The 20,891-nt window shown below is 58.0% G+C and carries 22 protein-coding genes; 12 read left to right on the forward strand and 10 right to left on the reverse strand.

The window, feature by feature from the left end; genetic code table 11:
• Positions 1-92 precede the first annotated feature (92 nt).
• The 5 genes from ISN39_RS23125 (at position 93) to ISN39_RS23145 (ending at position 5,257) form a co-directional block, all read left to right on the forward strand.
• Entirely contained in the window at positions 93-1,016 is a 924-nt protein-coding gene (locus ISN39_RS23125) for a DMT family transporter (protein WP_194730604.1), read from the forward strand.
• Between the two features lie 237 nt (positions 1,017-1,253).
• Positions 1,254-2,396: a TRAP transporter substrate-binding protein gene (locus ISN39_RS23130; protein WP_194730605.1), complete on the forward strand. Its 1,143-nt coding sequence runs from the start codon at positions 1,254-1,256 to the stop codon at positions 2,394-2,396.
• Positions 2,397-2,433: 37 nt separating this feature from the next.
• Positions 2,434-3,141 carry a TRAP transporter small permease subunit gene (locus ISN39_RS23135; protein ID WP_074072604.1) on the forward strand — a complete coding sequence of 236 codons (708 nt, stop codon included), beginning with the start codon at positions 2,434-2,436 and terminating at the stop codon, positions 3,139-3,141.
• Complete coding sequence (locus tag ISN39_RS23140; RefSeq protein WP_194730606.1) at positions 3,138-4,880, forward strand: TRAP transporter large permease subunit; 1,743 nt, start codon at positions 3,138-3,140, stop codon at positions 4,878-4,880. Before ISN39_RS23135 ends, ISN39_RS23140 begins: the two co-directional genes overlap by 4 nt.
• Positions 4,881-4,972: 92 nt before the next feature.
• Positions 4,973-5,257, forward strand: a complete 285-nt coding sequence (locus ISN39_RS23145; protein WP_074072602.1) for an acylphosphatase — start codon at positions 4,973-4,975, stop codon at positions 5,255-5,257.
• Between the two features lie 73 nt (positions 5,258-5,330).
• Here the strand turns inward: ISN39_RS23145 and ISN39_RS23150 are convergent, their stop codons facing one another.
• Entirely contained in the window at positions 5,331-5,528 is a 198-nt protein-coding gene (locus ISN39_RS23150; RefSeq protein ID WP_194730607.1) for a hypothetical protein, read from the reverse strand.
• Between the two features lie 401 nt (positions 5,529-5,929).
• Between ISN39_RS23150 and ISN39_RS23155 the strand changes: the two genes are divergently transcribed.
• The 6 genes from ISN39_RS23155 (at position 5,930) to ISN39_RS23180 (ending at position 10,728) form a co-directional block, all read left to right on the forward strand.
• Positions 5,930-6,373, forward strand: coding sequence for a helix-turn-helix transcriptional regulator (locus ISN39_RS23155; RefSeq protein ID WP_194730608.1), 444 nt, complete (start codon positions 5,930-5,932; stop codon positions 6,371-6,373).
• Positions 6,374-6,381: 8 nt separating this feature from the next.
• Positions 6,382-8,226 carry a peptide antibiotic resistance protein gene (locus ISN39_RS23160; RefSeq protein WP_194730609.1) on the forward strand — a complete coding sequence of 615 codons (1,845 nt, stop codon included), beginning with the start codon at positions 6,382-6,384 and terminating at the stop codon, positions 8,224-8,226.
• Positions 8,227-8,249: 23 nt separating this feature from the next.
• On the forward strand, positions 8,250-8,468 hold the full coding sequence (locus tag ISN39_RS23165) for a hypothetical protein (protein WP_194730610.1): 219 nt from the start codon (positions 8,250-8,252) through the stop codon (positions 8,466-8,468).
• Positions 8,469-8,519: 51 nt separating this feature from the next.
• On the forward strand, positions 8,520-9,671 hold the full coding sequence (locus ISN39_RS23170; protein WP_246763398.1) for a YcaO-like family protein: 1,152 nt from the start codon (positions 8,520-8,522) through the stop codon (positions 9,669-9,671).
• A complete protein-coding gene (locus ISN39_RS23175; RefSeq protein WP_194730611.1) occupies positions 9,668-10,366 on the forward strand; it encodes a TfuA-like protein in 699 nt (232 codons plus the stop codon). Before ISN39_RS23170 ends, ISN39_RS23175 begins: the two co-directional genes overlap by 4 nt.
• A gap of 104 nt (positions 10,367-10,470) precedes the next feature.
• Entirely contained in the window at positions 10,471-10,728 is a 258-nt protein-coding gene (locus ISN39_RS23180; protein WP_194730612.1) for a hypothetical protein, read from the forward strand.
• A gap of 45 nt (positions 10,729-10,773) precedes the next feature.
• Here the strand turns inward: ISN39_RS23180 and ISN39_RS23185 are convergent, their stop codons facing one another.
• The 9 genes from ISN39_RS23185 to ISN39_RS23230 all read right to left on the reverse strand — a co-directional run bounded on the left by ISN39_RS23185 (position 10,774) and on the right by ISN39_RS23230 (position 19,767).
• Entirely contained in the window at positions 10,774-11,220 is a 447-nt protein-coding gene (locus tag ISN39_RS23185) for a GNAT family N-acetyltransferase (RefSeq protein ID WP_194730613.1), read from the reverse strand.
• A 322-nt stretch (positions 11,221-11,542) separates the two neighbouring features.
• Entirely contained in the window at positions 11,543-12,505 is a 963-nt protein-coding gene (locus tag ISN39_RS23190) for a PfkB family carbohydrate kinase (RefSeq protein ID WP_194730614.1), read from the reverse strand.
• A 16-nt stretch (positions 12,506-12,521) separates the two neighbouring features.
• Complete coding sequence (locus ISN39_RS23195) at positions 12,522-13,343, reverse strand: carbohydrate ABC transporter permease (RefSeq protein ID WP_022712712.1); 822 nt, start codon at positions 13,341-13,343, stop codon at positions 12,522-12,524.
• A complete protein-coding gene (locus ISN39_RS23200) occupies positions 13,343-14,278 on the reverse strand; it encodes a sugar ABC transporter permease (protein ID WP_194731888.1) in 936 nt (311 codons plus the stop codon). Before ISN39_RS23200 ends, ISN39_RS23195 begins: the two co-directional genes overlap by 1 nt.
• Positions 14,278-15,609 (reverse strand): sugar ABC transporter substrate-binding protein, encoded by a 1,332-nt coding sequence (locus ISN39_RS23205; protein ID WP_194730615.1) that lies wholly within the window; start codon positions 15,607-15,609, stop codon positions 14,278-14,280. The genes ISN39_RS23200 and ISN39_RS23205 overlap by 1 nt, the downstream gene beginning before the upstream one ends.
• Before the next feature lie 51 nt (positions 15,610-15,660).
• On the reverse strand, positions 15,661-16,320 hold the full coding sequence (locus ISN39_RS23210) for a GntR family transcriptional regulator (RefSeq protein ID WP_194730616.1): 660 nt from the start codon (positions 16,318-16,320) through the stop codon (positions 15,661-15,663).
• A gap of 23 nt (positions 16,321-16,343) precedes the next feature.
• Complete coding sequence (locus ISN39_RS23215; protein ID WP_194730617.1) at positions 16,344-17,225, reverse strand: dihydrodipicolinate synthase family protein; 882 nt, start codon at positions 17,223-17,225, stop codon at positions 16,344-16,346.
• 344 nt (positions 17,226-17,569) lie between these two features.
• Positions 17,570-18,547: an NAD-dependent epimerase/dehydratase family protein gene (locus ISN39_RS23225; RefSeq protein ID WP_194730619.1), complete on the reverse strand. Its 978-nt coding sequence runs from the start codon at positions 18,545-18,547 to the stop codon at positions 17,570-17,572.
• Positions 18,548-18,555: 8 nt separating this feature from the next.
• On the reverse strand, positions 18,556-19,767 hold the full coding sequence (locus ISN39_RS23230; RefSeq protein WP_194730620.1) for a glycosyltransferase family 4 protein: 1,212 nt from the start codon (positions 19,765-19,767) through the stop codon (positions 18,556-18,558).
• 407 nt (positions 19,768-20,174) lie between these two features.
• Here ISN39_RS23230 and ISN39_RS23235 point away from each other — a divergent pair, with 407 nt between their 5' ends.
• Positions 20,175-20,612, forward strand: a complete 438-nt coding sequence (locus tag ISN39_RS23235; protein WP_239603042.1) for a response regulator — start codon at positions 20,175-20,177, stop codon at positions 20,610-20,612.
• Positions 20,613-20,891 lie beyond the last annotated feature (279 nt).

Genomic DNA, 20,891 nt, shown 5'->3' on the forward strand with positions numbered 1-20,891 from the left:
CGATGGCAGACATCTCTACTATTCGTTTGCCTGATGTCAATTACGGGCGCACACAGATCGTGTCGCTTCAGTCTTGTCCCAAGGCAGCCCGCATGACCATCCATCTTCAGGCACGTTCCTTCGCGCTTAGCGAGCACGAAAAAGGCATTGCTCTTGTGGTCGCCGCAACTCTTGCCTGGAGCGCCAGTGGCCTCTATTCGCGGCTCTTGACTGTCGATGTGTGGACGACGATCGCCTGGCGCTCGCTGTTCGGCGGTCTTTTTCTCCTGGTTCCGAGCCTCTTCCTGGAAGGCGGCTTTTCCAGGCGTCAATGGCGCTCGGTCTTCCATCCCTCGGGTCTTGCGATGATTGGATGTCAGACCTTCAGTCAGGCCTGCTTCATCGGCGCACTCTATATGACCAGCGTTGCGAACGTCACGATGATCTACGCCACCGCCCCCTTCATTGCCGCCCTCTTCGGCTGGCTGATCCTGAAGGAGAAAGTCGCAAGGCGAACCCTCGTTGCCGGAGGCGTCTGTTTCTCGGGAGTGGCGGTCATCGTGGCCTCTTCAATCGGCGGCGGCACAGGAACTGGCGACCTTCTGGCGCTCGGAATGACCGTCTCATTTGCCCTTGTCATCATCATTCCCCGCATCAACCCCGATGTGCCAAGCCTTCCCCCGACTATCGTCAGTGCGTTTCTCACCCTTATCCTCTTTGCACCTTTTGGTTCGATCGGTTCCCTTGATCTTCACAACTGGGTCGTGCTTGCGGCATTCGGGGCTACGAATTTCTCCATTGCGCTGGTTCTGTTCCTTGCGGGTGCACGACGTATGGCGCCGGCGGAAGCTGCCCTTCTCGGCACCATGGAAATCATTCTGACTCCTTTCTGGGTCTGGCTGTTCTTTGCCGAACAACCGCCGGCCGCCACGTTCTTGGGCGGTACAATCATCCTGGCTGCCGTGCTCTGGCATACGATCATCGACTTCCGCCGTTGCCGCCGGATGCTCGCAAAGGCTGAGAATTCTCCTTTCTAGAATTGGGCGGAGATTCACAAACCATCTTCCCGATCGCCTGTTTTCCTTCGATGAGTCGTGCGGATTTAAGGAAATGCTCAAGTGTCCATTTCTGCAATCTTTGCTTGGGGCTCGTTGAGGAGTATCATCTGAAGTTAAGAACCTAGATCATGAGCGGGATGCGGGCGGACACGGCATGCCCTTTCCTCATCCCGCCCATCAAAGGGCGAGAAAAGCCCATGCTTTCGGGAGGAAGAAATGAAACGCAGAACCCAGGTCGACAGGAAAACGTCGCGCCGTAAATTCCTAAGCGGCGCAGCCATGGCCGGCGCGGCGATGATGGCGGCGCCAAGCGTCGTCAAGGCGCAGGGGCCGGTCAACATGCGCTGGCAGAGCACCTGGCCTTCCAAGGATATCTTTCACGAGTTCGCACTCGATTTTGCACAGAAGGTCAACGACATGACCGGCGGTGATCTCAAGATCGAGGTACTGCCGGCGGGTGCCGTTGTGCCGGCCTTCGGCCTGCTCGATGCGGTCTCCCAGGGGACGCTCGACGGCGGCCACGGCGTGCTTGTCTATCATTACGGCAAACAGACGGCGCTGGCGCTCTGGGGCTCGGGTCCAGGCTTTGCGATGGATGCCAACATGCTGCTTGCCTGGCATAAATATGGCGGCGGCAAGGAGCTGCTCGCCAAGCTTTACGAATCGATCGGCGCGAACGTCGTCTCGTTCCCCTATGGCCCAATGCCGACACAACCGCTCGGCTGGTTCAAGAAGCCGGTCGCCAAAGCCGAGGATATCCAGGGCCTGAAATTCCGCACGGTCGGCATTTCGATCGACGTGTTCACCGGTCTTGGGGCGGCGGTCAACGCTTTGCCGGGTGGCGAGATCGTCGCGGCGCTCGACCGCGGGCTGCTTGACGCGGCCGAGTTCAACAATGCCTCATCCGACCGGGTCCTCGGTTTTCCAGACGTTTCGAAAATCTGCATGCTGCAAAGCTATCACCAGAATGCCGAGCAATTCGAGGTCATGTTCAACAAGACCAAGTATGACGGCCTGCCCGAACAGATGAAGGCAATCATCATCAATGCCGTCGAGGCGGCGTCTCAGGACATGGCCTGGAAGGCGATCGACCGCTATTCGAAAGACTATGTCGAGATGCAGACGACCGACAAGGTGAAGTTCTATAAGACTCCGGAGGCGATCCTGAAAAGGCAACTGGAGGTCTACGACGAGGTGGTGAAGAAGAAGGCCGGCGAAAACCCGCTGTTCAAGGAGATTCTTCAATCGCAGATCGCCTTTGCGGAGCGGGCAACGCGATGGGAGCAGGACACCGTCGTCGGCCGGCGTTTGGTCTTTGATCACTACTTCGGACCGAACGGGGTGGCAAAGGAACTCTGACGTATGATTCAAGCATCACCGGGCAGGAGCCCCGGTGATGCTTGCAGTGAGGATATGCTCTTTCCCGGGGGCACGCGTGAACGTTCAGCATTTTCTGCTCAGGGTGGATGCCGTCAGCGTGTGGGTCGGAAAAGCTTCGGCCTGGCTCATCATCGGCCTGATGACGCTGGTTTGCGTCGAGGTGTTCAAGCGTTACATCCTGAACATGCCGACGGCGTGGATCTTCGACGCCAGCAACATGTTCTATGGCACCCTGTTCATGCTCGCCGGAGCCTACGCGCTGGCGCAGAATGCGCATGTGCGCGGCGATTTTCTTTATAGCTCGCTAAGGCCCCGGATCCAGGCCGGGCTCGATCTCGTCCTTTACGTCCTCTTCTTCCTGCCTGGCGTCGCTGCCCTTGTTTACGCCGGCTATGATTATGCGGCGCTTTCCTGGCGGATCGGCGAGCATTCGACGGTGACCGCAGAAGGCCCGCCGATCTATTACTTCAAGACGGTCATTCCGGTGGCAGGCGCGCTCGTCATGCTGCAGGGGCTTGCCGAAATCCTTCGCTGCATCGTCTGCCTGAGGACCGGCGCGTGGCCGGCCCGGCTCAAGGACGTGGAGGAGATTGACGTTGTTGCCGAGCAGCTTGCGCAAAGCGAGCACGTAGACGCAAAGACGCGCGAGGCAGCCATCGAGCGCGCCCACGACCTAGACAGGGCCGCGCGTCAACGGGGAATGGGGGGAGATATCGAAACGTGAGCGATCCGTTCCTCGGACTGATGATGCTGCTTCTCATCGTGGTCGTCATCATGATGGGGTTCCCGACCGCCTTCACGCTGATGGGGCTCGGCATGCTCTTCGGCTTCTACGCCTTCTATAATCCCGCCGAGCACTGGATCGACAATCGCGTCTTCGACCTGATGGTTCAGCGCACCTACGGAGCAATGACCAACGACGTCTTGATCTCCATCCCGCTCTTCGTATTGATGGGCTACGTGATGGAGCGCGGCGCGCTGGTCGACAAGATGTTCTACAGCATCCAGCTGTCGTTCCGGCGCGTTCCTGCGTCGCTTGCCGTGGCAACCCTGATCGTGTGCACGTTCTGGGGGATTGCGAGCGGTCTCGTCGGCGCCGTCGTCGTGCTGATGGGGGTGATCGCCATGAGCCCGATGTTGCGAGCGGGCTATGACGTGAAGCTTGCCTCCGGCGTCATAACCGCGGGCGGTACGCTGGGCATCCTGATCCCGCCCTCGGTGATGATCATTGTCTATGCGGCGGTTGCCGGGCAGTCCGTGGTCAAGCTCTACGCTGCGACGATGTTTCCAGGTTTCTTCCTCGCGTTCCTCTATCTCGCCTATATTCTCACCTGGGCGGCGATCAACCCGAAAGTCGCGCCCGCCTTGCCGGAGGAGCAGACGCGGGTTCCGGTGGCAAGCTGGATGCGCAGTCTCCAGGCGGCCTATTCGCAAAACATGATGCTCGGTCTTCTGCGTGCATTGACCTCGCCATCGAAGGCGACGGCACTCGAAACGGCTGAGGGACGGCTCACCTACTGGACGCTCCTCAAGAATTTCTGTGCAGCCCTCGTGCCCTTCTCCTTGACTGCATTCACGCTGCTGCTGGTGTGGTGGTATGTTGTTATCCATCCGCAGGCCTTAGGCGAGGCGGAAGCCCCGGAAGGGCTGGAGCAGCTCGGAGCGCCTGCGGCGGATGCGGGCGCTGCCATGGTCAATGGCCCGGCGACGAGCTTCTACGTGTCGTTCGCACTCGTTGCAGCAATCGCTGCTGCGGCCCTTTCCCGCTACTACTACAACATGGGTGCGGAGCGGCTTCAGGTAATAAAGCTTCTGGTGTCCTCCGTCATGCCGCTCGCGGTCCTCACTATCGTCGTGCTCGCCGTCATCCTGTTCGGTATCACGACGGCAACCGAGTCTGCCGCAGTCGGCGCGGCCGGCGCCTTCCTGTTGGCATTCCAGGCCAGAACGCTCAACTGGAAACGCACCAAGGAGGCAGTATTCCTGACGGCGAAGACGACGGCGATGGTCTGTTGGCTCTTCGTCGGCTCCGCGCTTTTCTCCGCCGTTTTCGCCATCCTGGGAGGGCAGGCGCTGATCGAAGAATGGGTGCTGGCGCTTGAGTTGACACCGGTGCAGTTCATGATCCTGTCGCAGGCGATCATCTTCATTCTTGGTTGGCCGCTGGAATGGACCGAGATCATCATTATCTTCGTGCCGATCTTCCTGCCGATGCTGAGACACTTCGATATCGACCCCATCCTTTGGGGCGTCCTCGTCTTCGTCAATCTGCAGGCAGCCTTCCTGTCGCCGCCGGTGGCGATGTCGGCTTACTATCTCAAGGGCGTTTCACCGCCGCACGTCACGCTCAACCAGATCTTCGCAGGTATGATGCCCTACATGCTGATCGTCATCCTTTGCATGGTCATCATGTATGTTTGGCCGGGAATGGCACTTTGGCTTCCGAACTATCTCTACGGCTGAAAGATGCTTTGCGCCGTACTGCGTGCACAGAAGGTGCTTGCATTTCCTTTCATGCACTTCACATTCACGAAAAGGCATTGAGGGAGGTGGTCATGACGGATGATCGCAAGGCGACGCTCGTGCACATATCGGGAAGGGTCCAGGGCGTCAGCTTCCGCATATGGACAAAGACCCAGGCACAGCGGTTCGGCTTGACCGGCTGGGTGCGAAACGAAGATGACGGATCTGTGACCGCATTGATCGCCGGACAGGATGCGGCGGTTTCCGCAATGTTGAAACAGTTTTGGAACGGACCCGTCGGCGCGTCCGTTTCCAGTGTCGTGACCGAACAGGCCTCCTTGGATGAGGCGCCATCGGACTTCCGAATCACGAGCTGAGGCTGACGGCCTTCGGAGAGGCATTTGTTATGGCGCCCCAGACGTCAAACGCTGGATCCGATGACAAGCTCGGCTAGTGCGTTGCCGATTTCTGCTTGGTAATCGTCAGGATATAATCGTCGGCGATATCAGCGACCGCCATGGCGATCTCTGCTGCCGAAAACTCCATTAGCCTCTCGCTGAAAATGATCTCGTGCACGGCCTCTTCGATCTTCTGCCGGCAGGCAAAGAGACGATCGGCATGATTGACCTGTATAGAAGGTAATTCCATAGTTCTCATAACTCCGATCTTTAGCGGTGGTGATCACCGACGACGCATCGACCCAATAGAAAAGCTCGCTGACACTGCGATTGCTCGCTCCCACCGGCCGAAAGCCCCCAATATTGACGGAGGAAGCATAACTGTAAAAATTGCCGGGGATGCGTGAAATCGACGTGACACAATTTTAAATAGCAGTATAGTATTTCATGCTAAAACACGCTGCCCCGGGACTCGTCGCACGTTTGTTCCCAAGTCAGATACCTTAAATTGAAACCAGTTAGACTTGGTTGCATAACATTATGACGATCTGTCGTGCGACAGCAAGAATATCGTTCGATAAAAGATCACCTTTAGTTGCATTTTTGACGGAATGCATCATGATGCACGTCGCATGAGCCATGAGGGGCCCCATGAAGGCGAAATCTCCAAATGCTATTGATGTATATGTAGGCGGGCGTCTGCGGCTCCGGCGCCAGGTTCTTGGCTTGAGCCAGGGCAGTTTAGCGGAAGCCTTGGGTATTACATTTCAGCAGGTGCAAAAATACGAGAAGGGTATGAACCGAATTGGTGCCAGCAGGCTCCAGAGGATTGCGGAAATTCTCAGAGTCCCCGTCGGGTTCTTTTTCGAAAACAATGCGAGCGCGTCACCCGATGTCGAGCCGCGGCGCGAGACGGATGATGTCACGCTGTTTATGACGTCGAAGGAGGGAGTGGCACTCAGCAGGGCATTTCTGGCAATCGAAGATCCTAACGTTCGTCAAAAATTGCTTGCCCTTACCAGGAGCCTTGGCTCTGCAAACCCGGTCGAGAACCATCGCGACAGTTCCAGTCAGATAGAGCCCGAGCGAGGATAAACACTTTGATGCTGTATCTGCAGACATTTGGCGATCTGCGACTGACCGATGCGAATGGCAACGCCATTCGCTATCCGGCCAAAGGCCTGGTGATGGTCGCCTATCTCTTCAGCCGCAAGACCCATGAACTGAGCCGTCATGAGCTCTCGGAGTTTCTATGGGCCGACGCGGAGGCCGAGCTGTCGGGACTTAACCTGCGCAAATTGATCTCACGTATTCGACAGATCGACGACGATACGAACGCGGGGCTGCTTCAGATCACCTCCAGTTCGATCCGGCTTCGCACGGAGGCTCTTGCCGTCGATCTTCAGGCTCTCGACAGCGCAATGCCCCCGTTGGCACGATTGAGAGCGATCAGCGACCTGCTTCAGCGGGATTTCATGGCAAGCGTGAAACCCTCAACCAGGTCGATTGACAACTGGATCACGGGAGAGCGTCGGAATCATAGATTGAAGCTGCGCGAAGTGCTCTTTGCCGCCCTGCCACATGCCCAAAGCAACGATGATGTACGGGCAGTATCCACCGCGGGCCTTTATCTTCTGGAGAAAGATCCGGGCGATGAAGAAATCAGGGAAATGCTTCGCCAACTATCTGGAACCAGTCTGGCTGACGGGAATAGGCGTGAAAAGGCAAGCAGGCCAAAAATCGACGCCCTGCCGTCGAGCCCGCAAGACGCGCTCGTTCGCATCGAGCCCGGCAAGCCTTCGTCGTCAGTTCTTCCTCGAGTCGTGCTGCTTCCGCCAATCCCACAGGGACATGTTGCCGGGCTCGCTATTGCCAATGCTCTGATCGAAGACGTCACCATCGAGCTTTGCGCACTTCGCAACATTTCTATTGTCGCACCGCACACGGCCGAGCAAATTCGTCGCGATTCCGACAAAGCCCAGGTCGTTGCGCGGCATTCGATCTCTTATCTCCTTGAAACGCGGCTTTCGACTGAGGGGCTCTATGCCCAGCTTATCTATTTTCCCACCGACGAGGTCATCTGGGCAACGCGCTTTACGATGACATCGGATGCACTGCCGACACAAAGGCGGCTCATTGCTCAGAGGCTGACCTTTTCCCTTGTACAGGAGCTGGCGAAGAACGAGCAGGCCAGATTGAACATCGAGGCCGATCCTCAAGCGTATCATTCCTATCTTGTTGGCGCGAGCTTGATGGGCAAACTGACGTTGCCTCATATCCGCAAGGCACGTGGCGCCTTCAAGGAGGCTCTTCGGTACAATCCCAACTTCTCGCCAGCATTTGCCGGTCTTGCCCGCACCTATACGAGCGAGTGGCTTGTGACCGCGCAGGGAAACGAAGAGCTGCTGCGCCTTGCGGAAACGAGCGCTGAGAAGGCCATCGAAGGGGATTCGATATTTGCCGGCGGACATCGAGAATTGGGGGTCGCCAAGCTTTATCTCGGCGACGTCGATCACAGCGTTTCCGCCCTCAGCCTGGCGGAGGAATTGAGTCCGCATTTTGCCGACGTCATCTATAGCCATGCTGACACGCTCGTACATGCGTCTCGCCCGGGGGACGCGCTGTCGAAGATCAAAAAAGCGATCTCGCTCAACCCGATATCGCCCGACGCCTATCTCTGGTGCGCCGCAGGGGCATGTTACTTTCTTGAGCAGTATGAAGACGCAATCGATTACGTGGAGGCAATGAAAGACAAAGCACCGGCTCACCGGATCGCGGCGGCGAGCTGTGCGATGATCGGCGATCGAAAGCGGTCACAGTTTTACCGGCAACGCGCCGAAGCACTGAATCCAGTTTTCGATGTCGAGAAATGGCTCTCTGTCGTTCCTTTCAAGGAGCAATGGCAGAAGGACCTTTATCGGGAAGGCCTTTTAAAGGCCGGATTTTAAAACAACCCTTATGGAGAAAATTCATGGAAAAAGCTGTCGTATTCGGTGTTGCAGGACAAGCGGATCTCTGGATTGCGGATCTTGACGCAGGCACGGTGAAGCCGCTTGGATCGCCGGTTGGAGAGCTGGCACAAGTTGTCGCGGATGTCCGCAAGACAGGAGGCGCCTTTGTGAAGAAGGTGGACTTCGCCATCGCGGTTTCTTCGGCGCAAACGGTGTTTTCCGGTCACGTCGACGGTTGAGATGCTGCTCTGACAGCCGCTCAAGTCTTTTCATATTCTGATCGGACCACCGTGCCGTCAGAGACGCTCACGCGTGTCGCGCCGTTTCTGGTTGACTTCGGCGTTACCCGTGTCGCACGTCACACCGGTCTCGATCGCATCGGGATACCCGTCTGGTGTGCCTATTCTCCCAACGCCCGCTCGATCGTCGTCGCTCAAGGCAAGGGCCTGAGCGACGACGATGCGAAGGTATCGGCCGTCATGGAGGCCCTGGAACGGGCCGTTGCCGGCAATCCTTCCGTCAATACTGTCCAAGCAAGCGCGCGTCACCTTCAAGAATCCGGCTACAGGGTCGAAAAGCTGAACTGTCTGATCGGTCGCCACAAGAACGACATAGGCAATGACGAAGAGATCGAATGGGCGCTCGGCAGGGAACTCTTGTCGGGGACCGAGATCTATGTCCCTTTCGAGGCTGCGATCCTTGACCGGACACGCGATTGCCGCTTCTGGATGTCCTCCGATGGCTTGGCGTCCGGAAACACGCTCGAGGAGGCAATGCTACATGGCATTCTCGAGCGCATAGAACGGGATGCCTATGTCCTTTGGCAGATAGGCAATGACAGAGACCGCCACTCGCGTTGCATCGATCCACGCGGTCTCCAGGACGCGGCCTTGGATCAATTGATCGAAAAGATCGAAACGGCCGGGTTGGTACTTCGGCTCTTCGACATGATGAGCGATATCGCCGTTCCGTGCTTCACCGCAATTTTAGGCCCAGGCGATATTCATGACGACGCAAATGTCCGTTTTGTCGAAGTGACGGCAGGAAGCGGCGCTCATCCATCGCCCGTTCGGGCGGCCATACGGGCTGTAACCGAAGCAGCTCAATCCCGATTGACCTATATCAGCGGTGCACGGGACGACATTTTGCCCGAAACCTTCCTTGCACCTCTCCCGTTGCAGACGCGCACTCTTTTCCAGGCCGTTCCGGCGATGCCGGCGACGATTGCGCCGGCGTATCCGCAATCTCTCGCTCAACATCTCGACTACACACTGAGTGCCTTGCGGGAAAAGCAAATAGATCAAGTCATCGTCCTGGCCCTCAGCGATCCCGCACTTCCTTTTAGCGTCGCGAAAATCTTTATCCCTGCCCTTGAAAATCCGGAGGGCGGGCGCGCACGCCGCTTTGGAAATCGGGCGGTTTCAAAGGCTATCATGTCATGAAGGTGATCTTTGTCGGTCCGAGCCTTCCGGATGCGGCATCCTTCGCTGGAGATGAGGCCTTCGTCTGCCCACCTGCGGTTCAGGGCGATGTTCTTGCCGCCGTAAGGCGTGGCGCGAGTGTCATCGGGCTAATCGACGGTGGGTTCGACTATACGGCGCCGGTCTGGCACAAGGAGATCCTCTACGCACTATCGCAGAATGTGGCTGTATTAGGCGCGGCCAGCATGGGAGCACTGCGCGCTGCAGAATGCCAGCTCTTTGGAATGATTGGCATCGGCCGGATCTTCCGTGAATACGAGAAGGGCGCGACCGTCGATGACGCTGACGTCGCTTTGCTCCACGGCCCAATGGAATATGGATACAAATCCCTGACGGTGCCGCTCGTGAATGTCAGGGCAACGCTCGACAAATTGGAAAGCGAAAAGCAACTTGCATCTGCAATGCGGGTAAGGCTTGAAGAGAATGCTGCTCGAATCTTCTTCAAGGAACGGACCTGGCAATCGATCGTCGCCAATTGTGGCACGGCCAACATTGCGGCACCGCGGGAGTTGCTTTCGCTGCTGGTCTCAAACGCCGTCGATCAGAAACGGATTGATGCTCTTGCTCTTCTGGAAGCTGTTCGCACCATCAGTGACTTCCCCCTTGATAGAGAGATTACCTGGCATATGAACGAGACATTTGTTTCGCCAGTTTAACAAGCGTATGCGCCGCTCAGTGCAATTACGGATTGTGTCACGCGGTTTTCACGGGCTCTTCGCCGTCATCCCCAATATGTTCTCCAGAGATTTTGGAGATCGAGATGAGCGCCACTTCTGCAGGTAATCCAGATGGCTCAAGCCACAATGCAAGATCCATTGAGGAATTGGATGAGCTCATCGCGCTCGCCCGAATGATCACTTACGCAAGATACGCGGCGCAGGACGTTGAGCTTGTCAACGCGACGCATTGGCTCGACCTGGCCCTGAAGGCCGTTACCCGCGAGATCGGGGATGGCGCTGAAACGGGGCTGCCCGACCTGACACTGTCGGTGGACGCCATTAATCTGCACAAGCACTAGCCCGGCCGACAAGCTCGGCCATGGCTCATTGCTTCATCATCGCGGCTAGCGAAGTCGTTTGGAATAAACGCCAAGCCTGTTCGACGGCTCATACCCATTACCCGTGTAATAGTCCGCAACACGGCCGCTCTGCTGGGAAACGAGCCAGATCTGCAGATAACCCATAGTTCGGGCTTCGATTTGGAGGCGGCCCAGCAGACCCGAGCCAACTCCCTTTCCTTGATGCTTGGGCAATACGGCTATTTCAGCAAGGTGCAGGCCGCGGCCGATCACCGAGGTATGCGGAAGGGCAAAGGCGAATCCGATGGCTTCTTTCGCCTCGAACGCTGCCACACCAAGGCAGCCAGGTGTTGTGGCCAGTTCATCCAGACGCCAAGCTGCATTCTCGATCGACCACTCTTCATTCCAAGGCGGCTCGGCGTAAGCCTGCACCATAATAGCTGCGCTTTGCGCCGCTTCGACATGCGTTATTCGTCTGAATTCGATGGGCATCCACACCTGCTATTGAAACGCTCGCAGAGAAGAAACCTGCTCGTCGACTAAATCCTGCTTGGAGAGCATCAAGACTGCCTGCAATCTCATTTCCTGCAATCTTCTCCAAACCGCGAAATGATGCGCTCCATCGGCGATCCTGTTTCCATTGGATCCGCTCCATGGCGCGCCTCCGAGAGAACTAAGCACAGGCTTGCACAAAGATGTCGTGACTTTATCGTGACACCCTCAGTGAGGGAATAGTAATGACAATACACAATTTAAAGAAGTGAATTCGGAAGGACGCTGTTTCATGGCGGCTGAACCAGCGCTCCAAGCGCAGTTACACCCGCGAGATCTGCGGCGTCCACTGTGCCAGACAGGCGGCAAGCTGATCGCTATCGGGTGCACCCGTGCGTCCGCCGAAGACCTGACACTTAAGCGCTGCCGCCGCCGATGACATGCGCATGGCATCTTCGATTTGCAATTGCTGTGCGACGGCAAAGGCAAACGCGCCGTGGAAGATGTCGCCCGCCGCAAGCGTATCGACTGTTTTGGCGGGTCGCGCGGTCATATGCATCACGCAATCGTTGACATCGTCATACCAATAGGCGCCGTTTTCACCGGCCGTGACGCTGATAAATGCCAGCGGGAAACGCTGCTTGAGCACGCCAATGGCCGCAGCACAATCTTCCGTCGCTGCCAGCTTGCCTGCTGCAGGGTGCGAAAAGACGATGTGGCTCGCTGCCGGCCCCAGCCGCTCGATAACCCCATCGGCGGCGATGTCGCCATCCAAGATCGCCGGCTTGCCAAGGCTCTGCGCCGTTTCCAGGACCTTGAGAGCAAGTTCTGGCCATCGAACATCAACTAAAACGGCGTCGAAAGTGGCGATTTCAGTTGTCGAAATGTGTTTGACGGAGCGATGCAGTTCGGGGTCGTAAAAGGGGACAATGAGGCGCTCGCCGTCGTCGTCAACCAGGATGGTCGAAACCGCAGATCTCGCGCCTTGCACGATATGCATTCCGCTTATGTCGATGCCAGCTAGAGAGAGATCCGCGATAATGCGCTTGCCTGTTTCGTCATCCCCTACAGCACCCCACAGGCTTGCCTTGCCCCCAAGCCTGACAACAGCGTAAGCCGCGCTCGAGGCCATACCCTCGGCGATCTGCAGCATGTCATATGGCAGAACCTTGCCTTGTCCCGTCGGCATTTTACGAACGCGAAACAGAGTATCCAGCACAGCTGCGCCGACGCACAAGACGTGCGGCTGTCGGTCTTTTGCCTTTGAAACCCTCTCCCTCGTCAAAACAGCATGCCCGCCATCAGCTGCCTTTGACGGCGCCCGCCGTCAAACCAGCAACGATCTGCTTCTGGGCAAACATTGTCAGCACCAGCACCGGCAGCGTGACGATCAGAGCTGCCGCCGCAAGCGGTCCCCAACTGACCTGCTCGAAGGAAAGCATGTTGTAGACTGCCACTGGCAACGTCCGGGTTTCGCGGCTCGCGAGCACGATACCGAACACGAAATTGTTCCACGAGAAGATGACGGAGAGGATGAAGGCGACGACAATGCCGGGCTTGGCGATCGGCAGCGCCACCAAGCGGAAGACCTGCCATGGCGTTGCCCCGTCGATACTTGCCGCCTCTTCGAGCTCCATCGGCGTCGTTTCGAAATAGCCGATCATGATCCAGACGACGATCGGCACAGTCACCACGAGATGGATGATGATCTGTGGCCAGAGTGTGCCGAGGAGATCCAGCCATTGGAACAGCAAGAAGAGCGGGATCAGAAAGGAAAGCCCGGGTGTCATTCGCGCGATCATGATGACCATTGCCGAACGCTCGGCCTTGAGCCGGGCAATGCCATAGCCTGCCGGCACGCCAATCAAAAGCGCCAGAAATGTCGCCGCCCCCGTCACAAGAATGGAATTCCAGAAATACAGGAAGAAATTGTTTTCCTCGAAGACTTTGACGTAGTTCGACCAGGCAAATCGCTCTGGGATGAAGATCGGCGGATAGGCTCCATTGTCGATTTCGTATTTCAGGGACAGCGAGATCATCCACAGAAAGAAGAGGATGACCGGCGAGACCATCACCAGCGCGACGAAGAAAAGACCGATGCGATCGAGCGTCTTGCGCTTCATCAGCGTGTCTCCGTGTTTGACCAGTTCGTCCGCGCGCGCACCATCATTAGAACGAAGGAGAGCGCGACGATGACGACGAAGAAGACGACGGCCATCGCAGATCCGTAACCGATGTCGTAATAGGAAAAGGCCGTATTGTAGAGATAGATATTGATCGTCTCCGAGGCCGTGCCCGGTCCGCCTTGCGTCATCGCATAGATGATGTCGAAGCTCTTTACGGCATCGATGCTGCGGATGATGACGCCGACCATCAGGAAGGGCGCAATCATCGGCAGCGTGAGATAACGGAACTTCTGCCAGGCATTGGCACCATCGATTTCCGCGCTTTCATACGGCTCGCGCGGCAGAGCCGCAAGACCGCCAAGCACGATCAGCATGATCAGCGGCGTCCACTGCCAGGTTTCAACCAGAACCAGCGAGGGAATGACGCTCGTCTGATTGTAGATCCATTCCTGAGGCCCAATTCCCACCAATGAGAGAAGATAATTGAGGACGCCGAGCTGCGGATGAAACATCATCGTCCAGACGAGCGCGATGGCAACAGGTGTCGCCATCATCGGCATGACGAATATGCCGCGCAGGAGTCCGCGCAACGGGAACTGCGCGTCAAAGATGAGGGCGGCGAGCGTTCCGAGAAACAGAGGTCCGATCACCGCAAGCACCGTATAAAGGACGGTATGCCAAAGAGAATCCCAAAAACGCGTGTCAGTCGCGAGACGGAGATAGTTGTCCCAGCCTGAAAAGGCCTGTGCCTGGCCAAGCGTCCAGCTGTTTACGCTCATCCACAGGGTGAAAACCCATGGAAAAACGATGACGGCCGCGATCACGATCAGGGCTGGAACGACGAAGGGCCAGTAGTTCGGAGCAAGCCCACTGGGCTTGCTCCTCGCACTGGTTGCCGTCGCTTTGGCGGCTTCAATGCTCACCGAAGACATCATCCCTCGCTTCGCGCCAGCACCGGCTCGAACTGGGCCGTGGCGGACTTGAGTTCGGCGGCCGGATCTGCGCCGCCGATCATGTTCGTCAGGCCGACGCCATAGATGTCCCGGAATTCGGTGACCGGGATGATGACCGGCAGGGCGAGCTTCGAAATCTTGCCGGAGCCGACGACCGCGTCGACCCACGCGCTCGGCATGGTGACGCCTTCGCGGACCTTGGGATCTTCAAGGATAGACTGGCGGAAGGGAACGCCGGCACCGGCCTGCAGAAGCCGGGCACCCATGTCATGGGAAACCACCCATTGGCAGAAGAGGTAGGCCGCTTCCTTGTTCTTGCTTGCTGCCGTTACGCCGATACCGTCGCCAAATGTTGCGGCTGCCTGCGCTTTCGGGCCCTTCGGCATGATCCCGTAACCCACCTGGCCGACGACGCGGGATTTTTCCGGGTTTTCGATCGGCGGTGCAAAGCCGACGCCATCGAGCCACATGCCGATCTTGCCCTGCAGGAATGCCGATTGCGCTTCTGCCCAATTGAATCCGGAGACGCCGACAGGCGCTGCCTTGGTCATCAGACGCTGGTAGAGCGTTGCCGCCTGGATGGCCTCGTCGGAGGTGGTGCGCAGTTTGCCGTCGGGCCCGAGGGGGGTCATGCCATAACCGAGCATGAGGGCCGTCCAGACGGGGACATTGGCGTTTTTCAGTCCGCGGGCAACGAAGCCGTAAGTGTTGCTCGACGCGTCGGTCAGGGCCTCTGCGGCGTTCGCCATCTCTTCGAAGGTTGCCGGGTACGAAAGGCCTTTCTTCTCGAAGAGCTGCTTGTTCCAGTAGACAATCCAGTAGTCGACGGAGAAGGGCAGGGAGCGCAGGAGGCCGTCGGAATCCTTGGCGAACTGCAGGCCCGCATCGGCGAAGTCGCCCTCGACCAGAGACGGATCGGTAAGGGACGGATCCTTGAGAAATCCGCTTATATCGGCAAGCCAGCCACCCTTTTCGAACTGTCGTTTCTGCACATGATAGCTCATGTGAACAACGTCGAAGCTAGGCTTTCCGGAGCTGAGTTCGATCGTCGTCTTCTGGCGCTGCTGCTGTTCGGGCGTCGCCTCGGCATTGACCTTTATATCGGTCAGCTCTTCGAACTCGCCGAGATATTTGAGGATGATTTCACTGCGTGGGCTCTTGACGAGATTGACTTCGAGCGTCGTGCCGGAAAACCGTTTCCAGTCAAGGGCGGCCGAAGCCGCCCGGACGCCAAGAAAGCCGGCGGCGCCGAGAGCGGCAGAACCAGCCAGAAAGCCCCGGCGAGTTGGATTCCAAATTGAAGATGACATGCCATTCCTCCTCTTCTTGCCGGAGATCTCCTCACCGCCGGCTTGCTTTGCCTATAATCTGAGTGCGCGGTCCCTCGCGTGATGGATATGTGCGACGAGCGCGCTGACCGCATCTTCCGCAGACCGTCGCTCGATGGCTTCGAGAACCTTCAGATGTTCTCCCATGACCGGCCCGACACGGCCGTCGATACGAAAGCGTTCCTGGCTTATAAGGCGCATCTTGATTGAATTCACCCGGTAGACGTTCGAGATGATGGTGTTGCCGAGCGCATCGATGAAGGCGTCATGCATTCCCCAGTCCACAGCCTGGGCGTGAAGCTCAAGTTCATGCGAATTGTTGCCGCCATTGATGGCGTCGGCGATGTCCCGGTGCATTTTCAGGAGGCCCGCGATCGTTTCGTCGGAGGCCGACCGCGTAAAAAGCGCAACCGCCTCCTTCTCCAGGAACACGCGAAGCTGAAAGGCTTCGCGGATCAGGTTGAGATCGATATGAGCAATCTGCAGGCCGCGCTGCGGCACCGTCTTGATGAGGCCTTCGGCTTCGAGCCTTGGAATGAGTTCACGAATTGCGCCGAGCGTCAGTCCGGTCAGTTCGACGAGGCGGCGTTGGGAGACGAACTGACCAGGGCGGACATCACGCGCCAGCAAGTGCCGGGTAAAGCTCTCATAAGCTCTTTCCCGCAAGGTCGGCTGTTCGTCGAGTCCATCCATGGTTCCCCCTTCGTACATGACGATTAAGCGGCCTTTTTTCGAAACAGGGCGTCAAAGGCGAGGGCAAGCGTGTTGCATCCTTCGCCGGATATTGAAACGAGCGGCGGGCGGACCGCAAGCCACATTTCATCGTCGCTCAAATGTGCGATCATCACCTTTACGGCGGGGGTCACCGGATACTTCAGGAGCTCGGCTACGAAAGCGACCACGCGCGGATCATCCTTTCCCTCTTCGGCCATGCGCTTGATCTCGGGGGCGATGAAATTCGCCATGCCGGAGATTGCGCCCTGGCCGCCCAGGCGCGTGCCTTGTGCCAGATGACGCTCATCGCCGATCAGGATGATGAGATCGTGATGGGCCTCGAGCAGCTTTTCGGTAAAGGCCCAATCGCCGGAGGAGTCCTTGACGCCCGTTACAATTCCGGGAAACGCCTGACGCAGGCGGCCGATCAGCGCAACGCTCAAGGGCACCATCGTGACGGAGGGAATGTTATAGACGATGATGTCGCGGGCTTGGTCCCCGAGAATGCGGAATACCGCACAAAACCAGCGGAAAATGCCTTCGTCGCTGACATTCTTGAAATAGCAAGGCGGGGCGAGGAGAATGTTTCGGACACCCATGGACAGGGCATAGCCCGTCTGGGCGGCAGCATCCTCGGCGGCATCGACCAGGACGCCCACGACGATTTGGGAGGGATCAATACCGGCCTCGATGAATGCCGCAAGCACCCTCTGGCGCTCCGCGCTGCCGATCGACGATCCTTCGCCGGTCGTCCCAAACAGCGTGACGCTGGAGCAGCCGGCCGCAAGGCTGCGCTTTGCCTGAGCGATCATCGCGGAAACTGCAATGTTATCGTCGCCGTCGAAAGGTGTCGCCAGCGCGACCGATAATCCAAAACGCCCCACGAACCTACATCCCGCGATCTGACCATTCAGTATAGATTGACTAACATGTTAGTTATAGCCGAGCAAGTGGGAATCTCGCCTCTGGAGAGCTATGGCCTATCAGAGAGCGGTCTGCTTCGAGGCAGCGTCATGGGTGAGGGCTCCGGGAACGCTACTGCCAAAACCAAAATTTCGACGCTTCGGCCCGGGCCTCTTGTGACCTGACGCCGATATCGTTCAGCTGCGCGGCCGTCAGTTCCAGGAGGCTGCGCCGCGTCTTGCGCTTTTCGAAACTGCGGACGACTGCATTCTGCCAAGCCTGCAGGTTCAGGTCAGTTTCCCGCCTGCGCAATAAGGTTCGTGGGTCACACGCAGGCACCTTCGAGGCGGTGGTGATGCTCAAGGCAGCGCCGCACGCCTTCTTCGATACCGATCTTCGGCGTGAGTCCGAACGACTTTTGAAGCGCAACGTCGCCGCAGCGGAAGAATACGCCCTCTGGACGGTTTGCCGTTCCTCGCACCTGCGGTGCCCAGCCGAGCTCGCGGCTGACAAGCTCGGCAAGCGCAATGAAAGAGGTTGCCTTGCCCGTCGAGAGGTTGAGGCTTGCGCCTGACGGCAGCGCGTCCATCGTTTCCCAGATGAAATCGACGCAATCGGAAATGTGGATGAAGTCGCGGCATTGGTGTCCGCTCCCCCAGACGGAGACTTCCGGCGCGCCGCGCTCCTTGAGAAGCCTGCTGCAGATGGCGGGGAAGGGATAGGCGAGGTCCTGGTCCTCGCCGTAGCCGCTGAATGGCCGGTAGGCAACGGCCCGGCCGCCATAGCGCTCGACATAAAGCTTCATCAAGTACTCGCCGGTGAGCTTGGTCCAGCCGTAGCTGAGGTCAGGCACGCCGAGCGGGCGCTCGAAAGAGATCATGTCTTCGGAGAGCCTCGTCTGCATCGCCTCAGTCTGCAACGCCACGGGATAGGCCGCACTGGAGCTGAAATAGACGACGGTTCCGGGGCGGCATTCGCCTGCCCACCGCCAGAGCGCTGCGTCGACGGCGAGATCTTCGGCAACGAGTAGCGTCTGGTTCTCGAGCGTCATGCGCCCGCCGACGAGCGCCGCGAGGTGAAACACATAGTCGAAATGCTCGTCAGCGCTTTCGAAAAATGCCCGGCAATCCTGCTCATTCAAGGTGAACTGACGATGCAGGCGCTGGCTTGAAACCGGTGGCCTTGCGCCCGTTCCCGGTTTCATCAAATCGACGCAGACCACATCGAAGCCCTCGGCCAAAAGCCGGTCACAGAGATGCCGGCCGACAAAGCCGCATCCGCCAGTCACGAGTGCACGCGTCATGATCCCCCCTAAGCAGCAAGAAATGCAGTCCCCCCTGTATAGATCGCGATCATCCGGCGTTCCCATTCTGGGCGGCTGGGCGCAATCTTCTTGCCAAAGGCGCGGGCGCCTTCTGCAAGCTTTTGCACAAGGCTGTCGCTCTTGACCTTCAACAACGCTTCGGCGAGTGAGGCGGCATCGCCGCTCTTGAACACCAGCCCTGCGCCGTTTTGCTCAACCTCGTCAGCCATGAGAGCGTTGCTGCTTATGATTACCGGGATTCCGCTCATGATCGCCTCGGCGGCCACCAGCCCGTAAGGCTCCGGCATCCGAGACGGCATCACGAATATTCGTGCTTGGTCGGCAAGCTCGGACACGGTTGCATCATCGAGCCAGCCGGGTACCCAGCAATGGGGAAGCGTCGCCTGCATTTCTTCGAGAAGCGGCCCGCGGCCGATCAGCGTTGCTGCCTGACCGGTCATGCGCAGCGCTTCGCCCAGCGTACGCACGCCCTTTTCCCAGGTCATGCGGCCGAGGAACATGATGCGTTGGCGCCGCCAAGGTTCCGTCGGCCGCCACGTGAGAGGCTCGGTGGGTGTGCGCAAGGTCTGGAAGTTCCTGATTGGCCCGGGGGTCAAATAGGCTTCCATTTTCTCATGCGCGAGGATCACCTCGATGCGCTCCCAGAAGGCGTCGCCCACGCCAATCTGCCCCAGCATGCGGCGGAAGCGCCAGAGCTTGTGCAGATAGTTTCGCTTATCGCAGTTGGTTGCCAGGCACTCGAATGACATCGGTTTGACGGGGCAGATTTCGCCGCTCTTGTAATTGAGGCGGCCGCCATTCGGGCAGTTCAGGAAAAAGTCGTGGGCTGTTATAATGACGCGGGCCGGGCTCTCGGCCAATGCATGGAAGATCGAAGGCGATAGGATCTGGTTCCAGCCGTGCACATGAACGACGGTCTCTTCGCGGGATTGGCCCAACAGCGTCGCCAGCGCCTCGTATGCCCGCTTGTTGAAGTGACGGTCGAAGACATTGGCGATAACAGGCCCATCTCGAAGCGGCTTCTCGCCAAGCGCGATCGCGGGTACGCGCAGACCGGACTCTTCCAGGCCGGTCCCGTCGTCGCCGACGAAGAAAGTGCAATCCACGGCGGCTTGCACACAAGCCTGCAGACACTGGATCGCGACTTTCGTGGCTCCACCTCGGACAACGGAAACGTCGTTCACAACAATGAGACGCATGGTCGAATCGCCCAAATTTACGCAGGGGCCAAGCGGGGACCAGCATCGGCAAAGGAAATACAAAATCCCCGCTTTCAATGAGGCGATGTATCACGCCCGATTGCAATTCACCCAATGGCATTAGTCCGGAAAGAGTGCCGGCGGGATTGCTATTTAATAACAATCTGCTGGTGCGCGACCCACATAAAGTAATCACCTCCGCTGGAAGTTTCTTCAACGCGCCGACCGGGTATTGCTGGCGGCCAGCGGTGGACAAAAGCAACGTTGCGTAGACGCAAGCCTGAATGACATGACACGTAAGTTGTGACTGCGCGCCGCATTCGACGCTTCACAATGTGAAGTGACTCCGAGCCGTGTCGGATGTACGCTATTTGATAGCGCACAATTGCGAGAGCAAAGGGTGCAAGATGACAATTGGAACTGTTCTGCTTCTTGAGGACGAGCCGATCATCGCTCTCGACATCGAGAAGCTTCTGCAGGAAAACGGCGCCGACAAGGTCGTCACCCTGTCGACCTGTGCCGAGGCTATCGGGTGGCTGGGTGTCAACACCCCGAATATCGCCATCGTCGATCCGCGTCTCAGCGATGGAGTCTGCTCGTTTGCGGTGAAGACCCTTGCAGAGCGCAGTGTCCCCTTCATTCTCTATTCTGGCGAACCAGATGCGGCGATCGAGAGCGAACCCGCCTTCTCCGCAGGCCAGCTGCTTTATAAGCCATGTGAGCCCGACAGACTGATCGCCGCTCTCTCGCGGGCTGCTATCGGGTCGTTTGAACACTCCGCCCGCAAGGGTCGACCTACGCGGCTCCCGTTGAAAAAGGGCACCAACCGGACCACCGGTTTATGATGACGCGGCCAGCTGAATCCAAGTACAACCAGAGTGCCTTGCGCCGAGTGGGACCTTAGTCCAAGTTGACGGCAAGCCCCTCCAAGCTAAACTAGGCTTAGTCGTCCACTCTGCGGCGATTTCGCATTTCTCAATGCCCCGCCGCTTGCGGGGCATTTTTCTACGCGGTCGCACTGGAGTTTGCCGCAGGTGGTTGGAGCACCTTATTTCCGGGATCGCCATGGCGCGGCTATCTGGCATTTTTCGCCTTGGACGGATACGCCATTGCTTGCGCAGCGG

It is taken from the genome of Rhizobium sp. 007 (assembly GCF_015353075.1).
Lineage (GTDB): Bacteria > Pseudomonadota > Alphaproteobacteria > Rhizobiales > Rhizobiaceae > Rhizobium.

Bases quoted from the DNA above. Each gene is read 5' to 3' on its own strand.
- ISN39_RS23125 (WP_194730604.1), top strand. From the start codon at position 93: ATGACCATCCATCTTCAGGCACGTTCCTTCGCGCTTAGCGAGCACGAA.
- ISN39_RS23130 (WP_194730605.1), top strand. From the start codon at position 1,254: ATGAAACGCAGAACCCAGGTCGACAGGAAAACGTCGCGCCGTAAATTC.
- ISN39_RS23135 (WP_074072604.1), top strand. From the start codon at position 2,434: ATGCTTGCAGTGAGGATATGCTCTTTCCCGGGGGCACGCGTGAACGTT.
- ISN39_RS23145 (WP_074072602.1), top strand. From the start codon at position 4,973: ATGACGGATGATCGCAAGGCGACGCTCGTGCACATATCGGGAAGGGTC.
- ISN39_RS23150 (WP_194730607.1), bottom strand. From the start codon at position 5,528: ATGGAATTACCTTCTATACAGGTCAATCATGCCGATCGTCTCTTTGCC.
- ISN39_RS23155 (WP_194730608.1), top strand. From the start codon at position 5,930: ATGAAGGCGAAATCTCCAAATGCTATTGATGTATATGTAGGCGGGCGT.
- ISN39_RS23160 (WP_194730609.1), top strand. From the start codon at position 6,382: ATGCTGTATCTGCAGACATTTGGCGATCTGCGACTGACCGATGCGAAT.
- ISN39_RS23165 (WP_194730610.1), top strand. From the start codon at position 8,250: ATGGAAAAAGCTGTCGTATTCGGTGTTGCAGGACAAGCGGATCTCTGG.
- ISN39_RS23175 (WP_194730611.1), top strand. From the start codon at position 9,668: ATGAAGGTGATCTTTGTCGGTCCGAGCCTTCCGGATGCGGCATCCTTC.
- ISN39_RS23180 (WP_194730612.1), top strand. From the start codon at position 10,471: ATGAGCGCCACTTCTGCAGGTAATCCAGATGGCTCAAGCCACAATGCA.
- ISN39_RS23185 (WP_194730613.1), bottom strand. From the start codon at position 11,220: ATGCCCATCGAATTCAGACGAATAACGCATGTCGAAGCGGCGCAAAGC.
- ISN39_RS23195 (WP_022712712.1), bottom strand. From the start codon at position 13,343: ATGAAGCGCAAGACGCTCGATCGCATCGGTCTTTTCTTCGTCGCGCTG.
- ISN39_RS23200 (WP_194731888.1), bottom strand. From the start codon at position 14,278: ATGTCTTCGGTGAGCATTGAAGCCGCCAAAGCGACGGCAACCAGTGCG.
- ISN39_RS23205 (WP_194730615.1), bottom strand. From the start codon at position 15,609: ATGTCATCTTCAATTTGGAATCCAACTCGCCGGGGCTTTCTGGCTGGT.
- ISN39_RS23210 (WP_194730616.1), bottom strand. From the start codon at position 16,320: ATGGATGGACTCGACGAACAGCCGACCTTGCGGGAAAGAGCTTATGAG.
- ISN39_RS23225 (WP_194730619.1), bottom strand. From the start codon at position 18,547: ATGACGCGTGCACTCGTGACTGGCGGATGCGGCTTTGTCGGCCGGCAT.
- ISN39_RS23230 (WP_194730620.1), bottom strand. From the start codon at position 19,767: ATGCGTCTCATTGTTGTGAACGACGTTTCCGTTGTCCGAGGTGGAGCC.
- ISN39_RS23235 (WP_239603042.1), top strand. From the start codon at position 20,175: ATGACAATTGGAACTGTTCTGCTTCTTGAGGACGAGCCGATCATCGCT.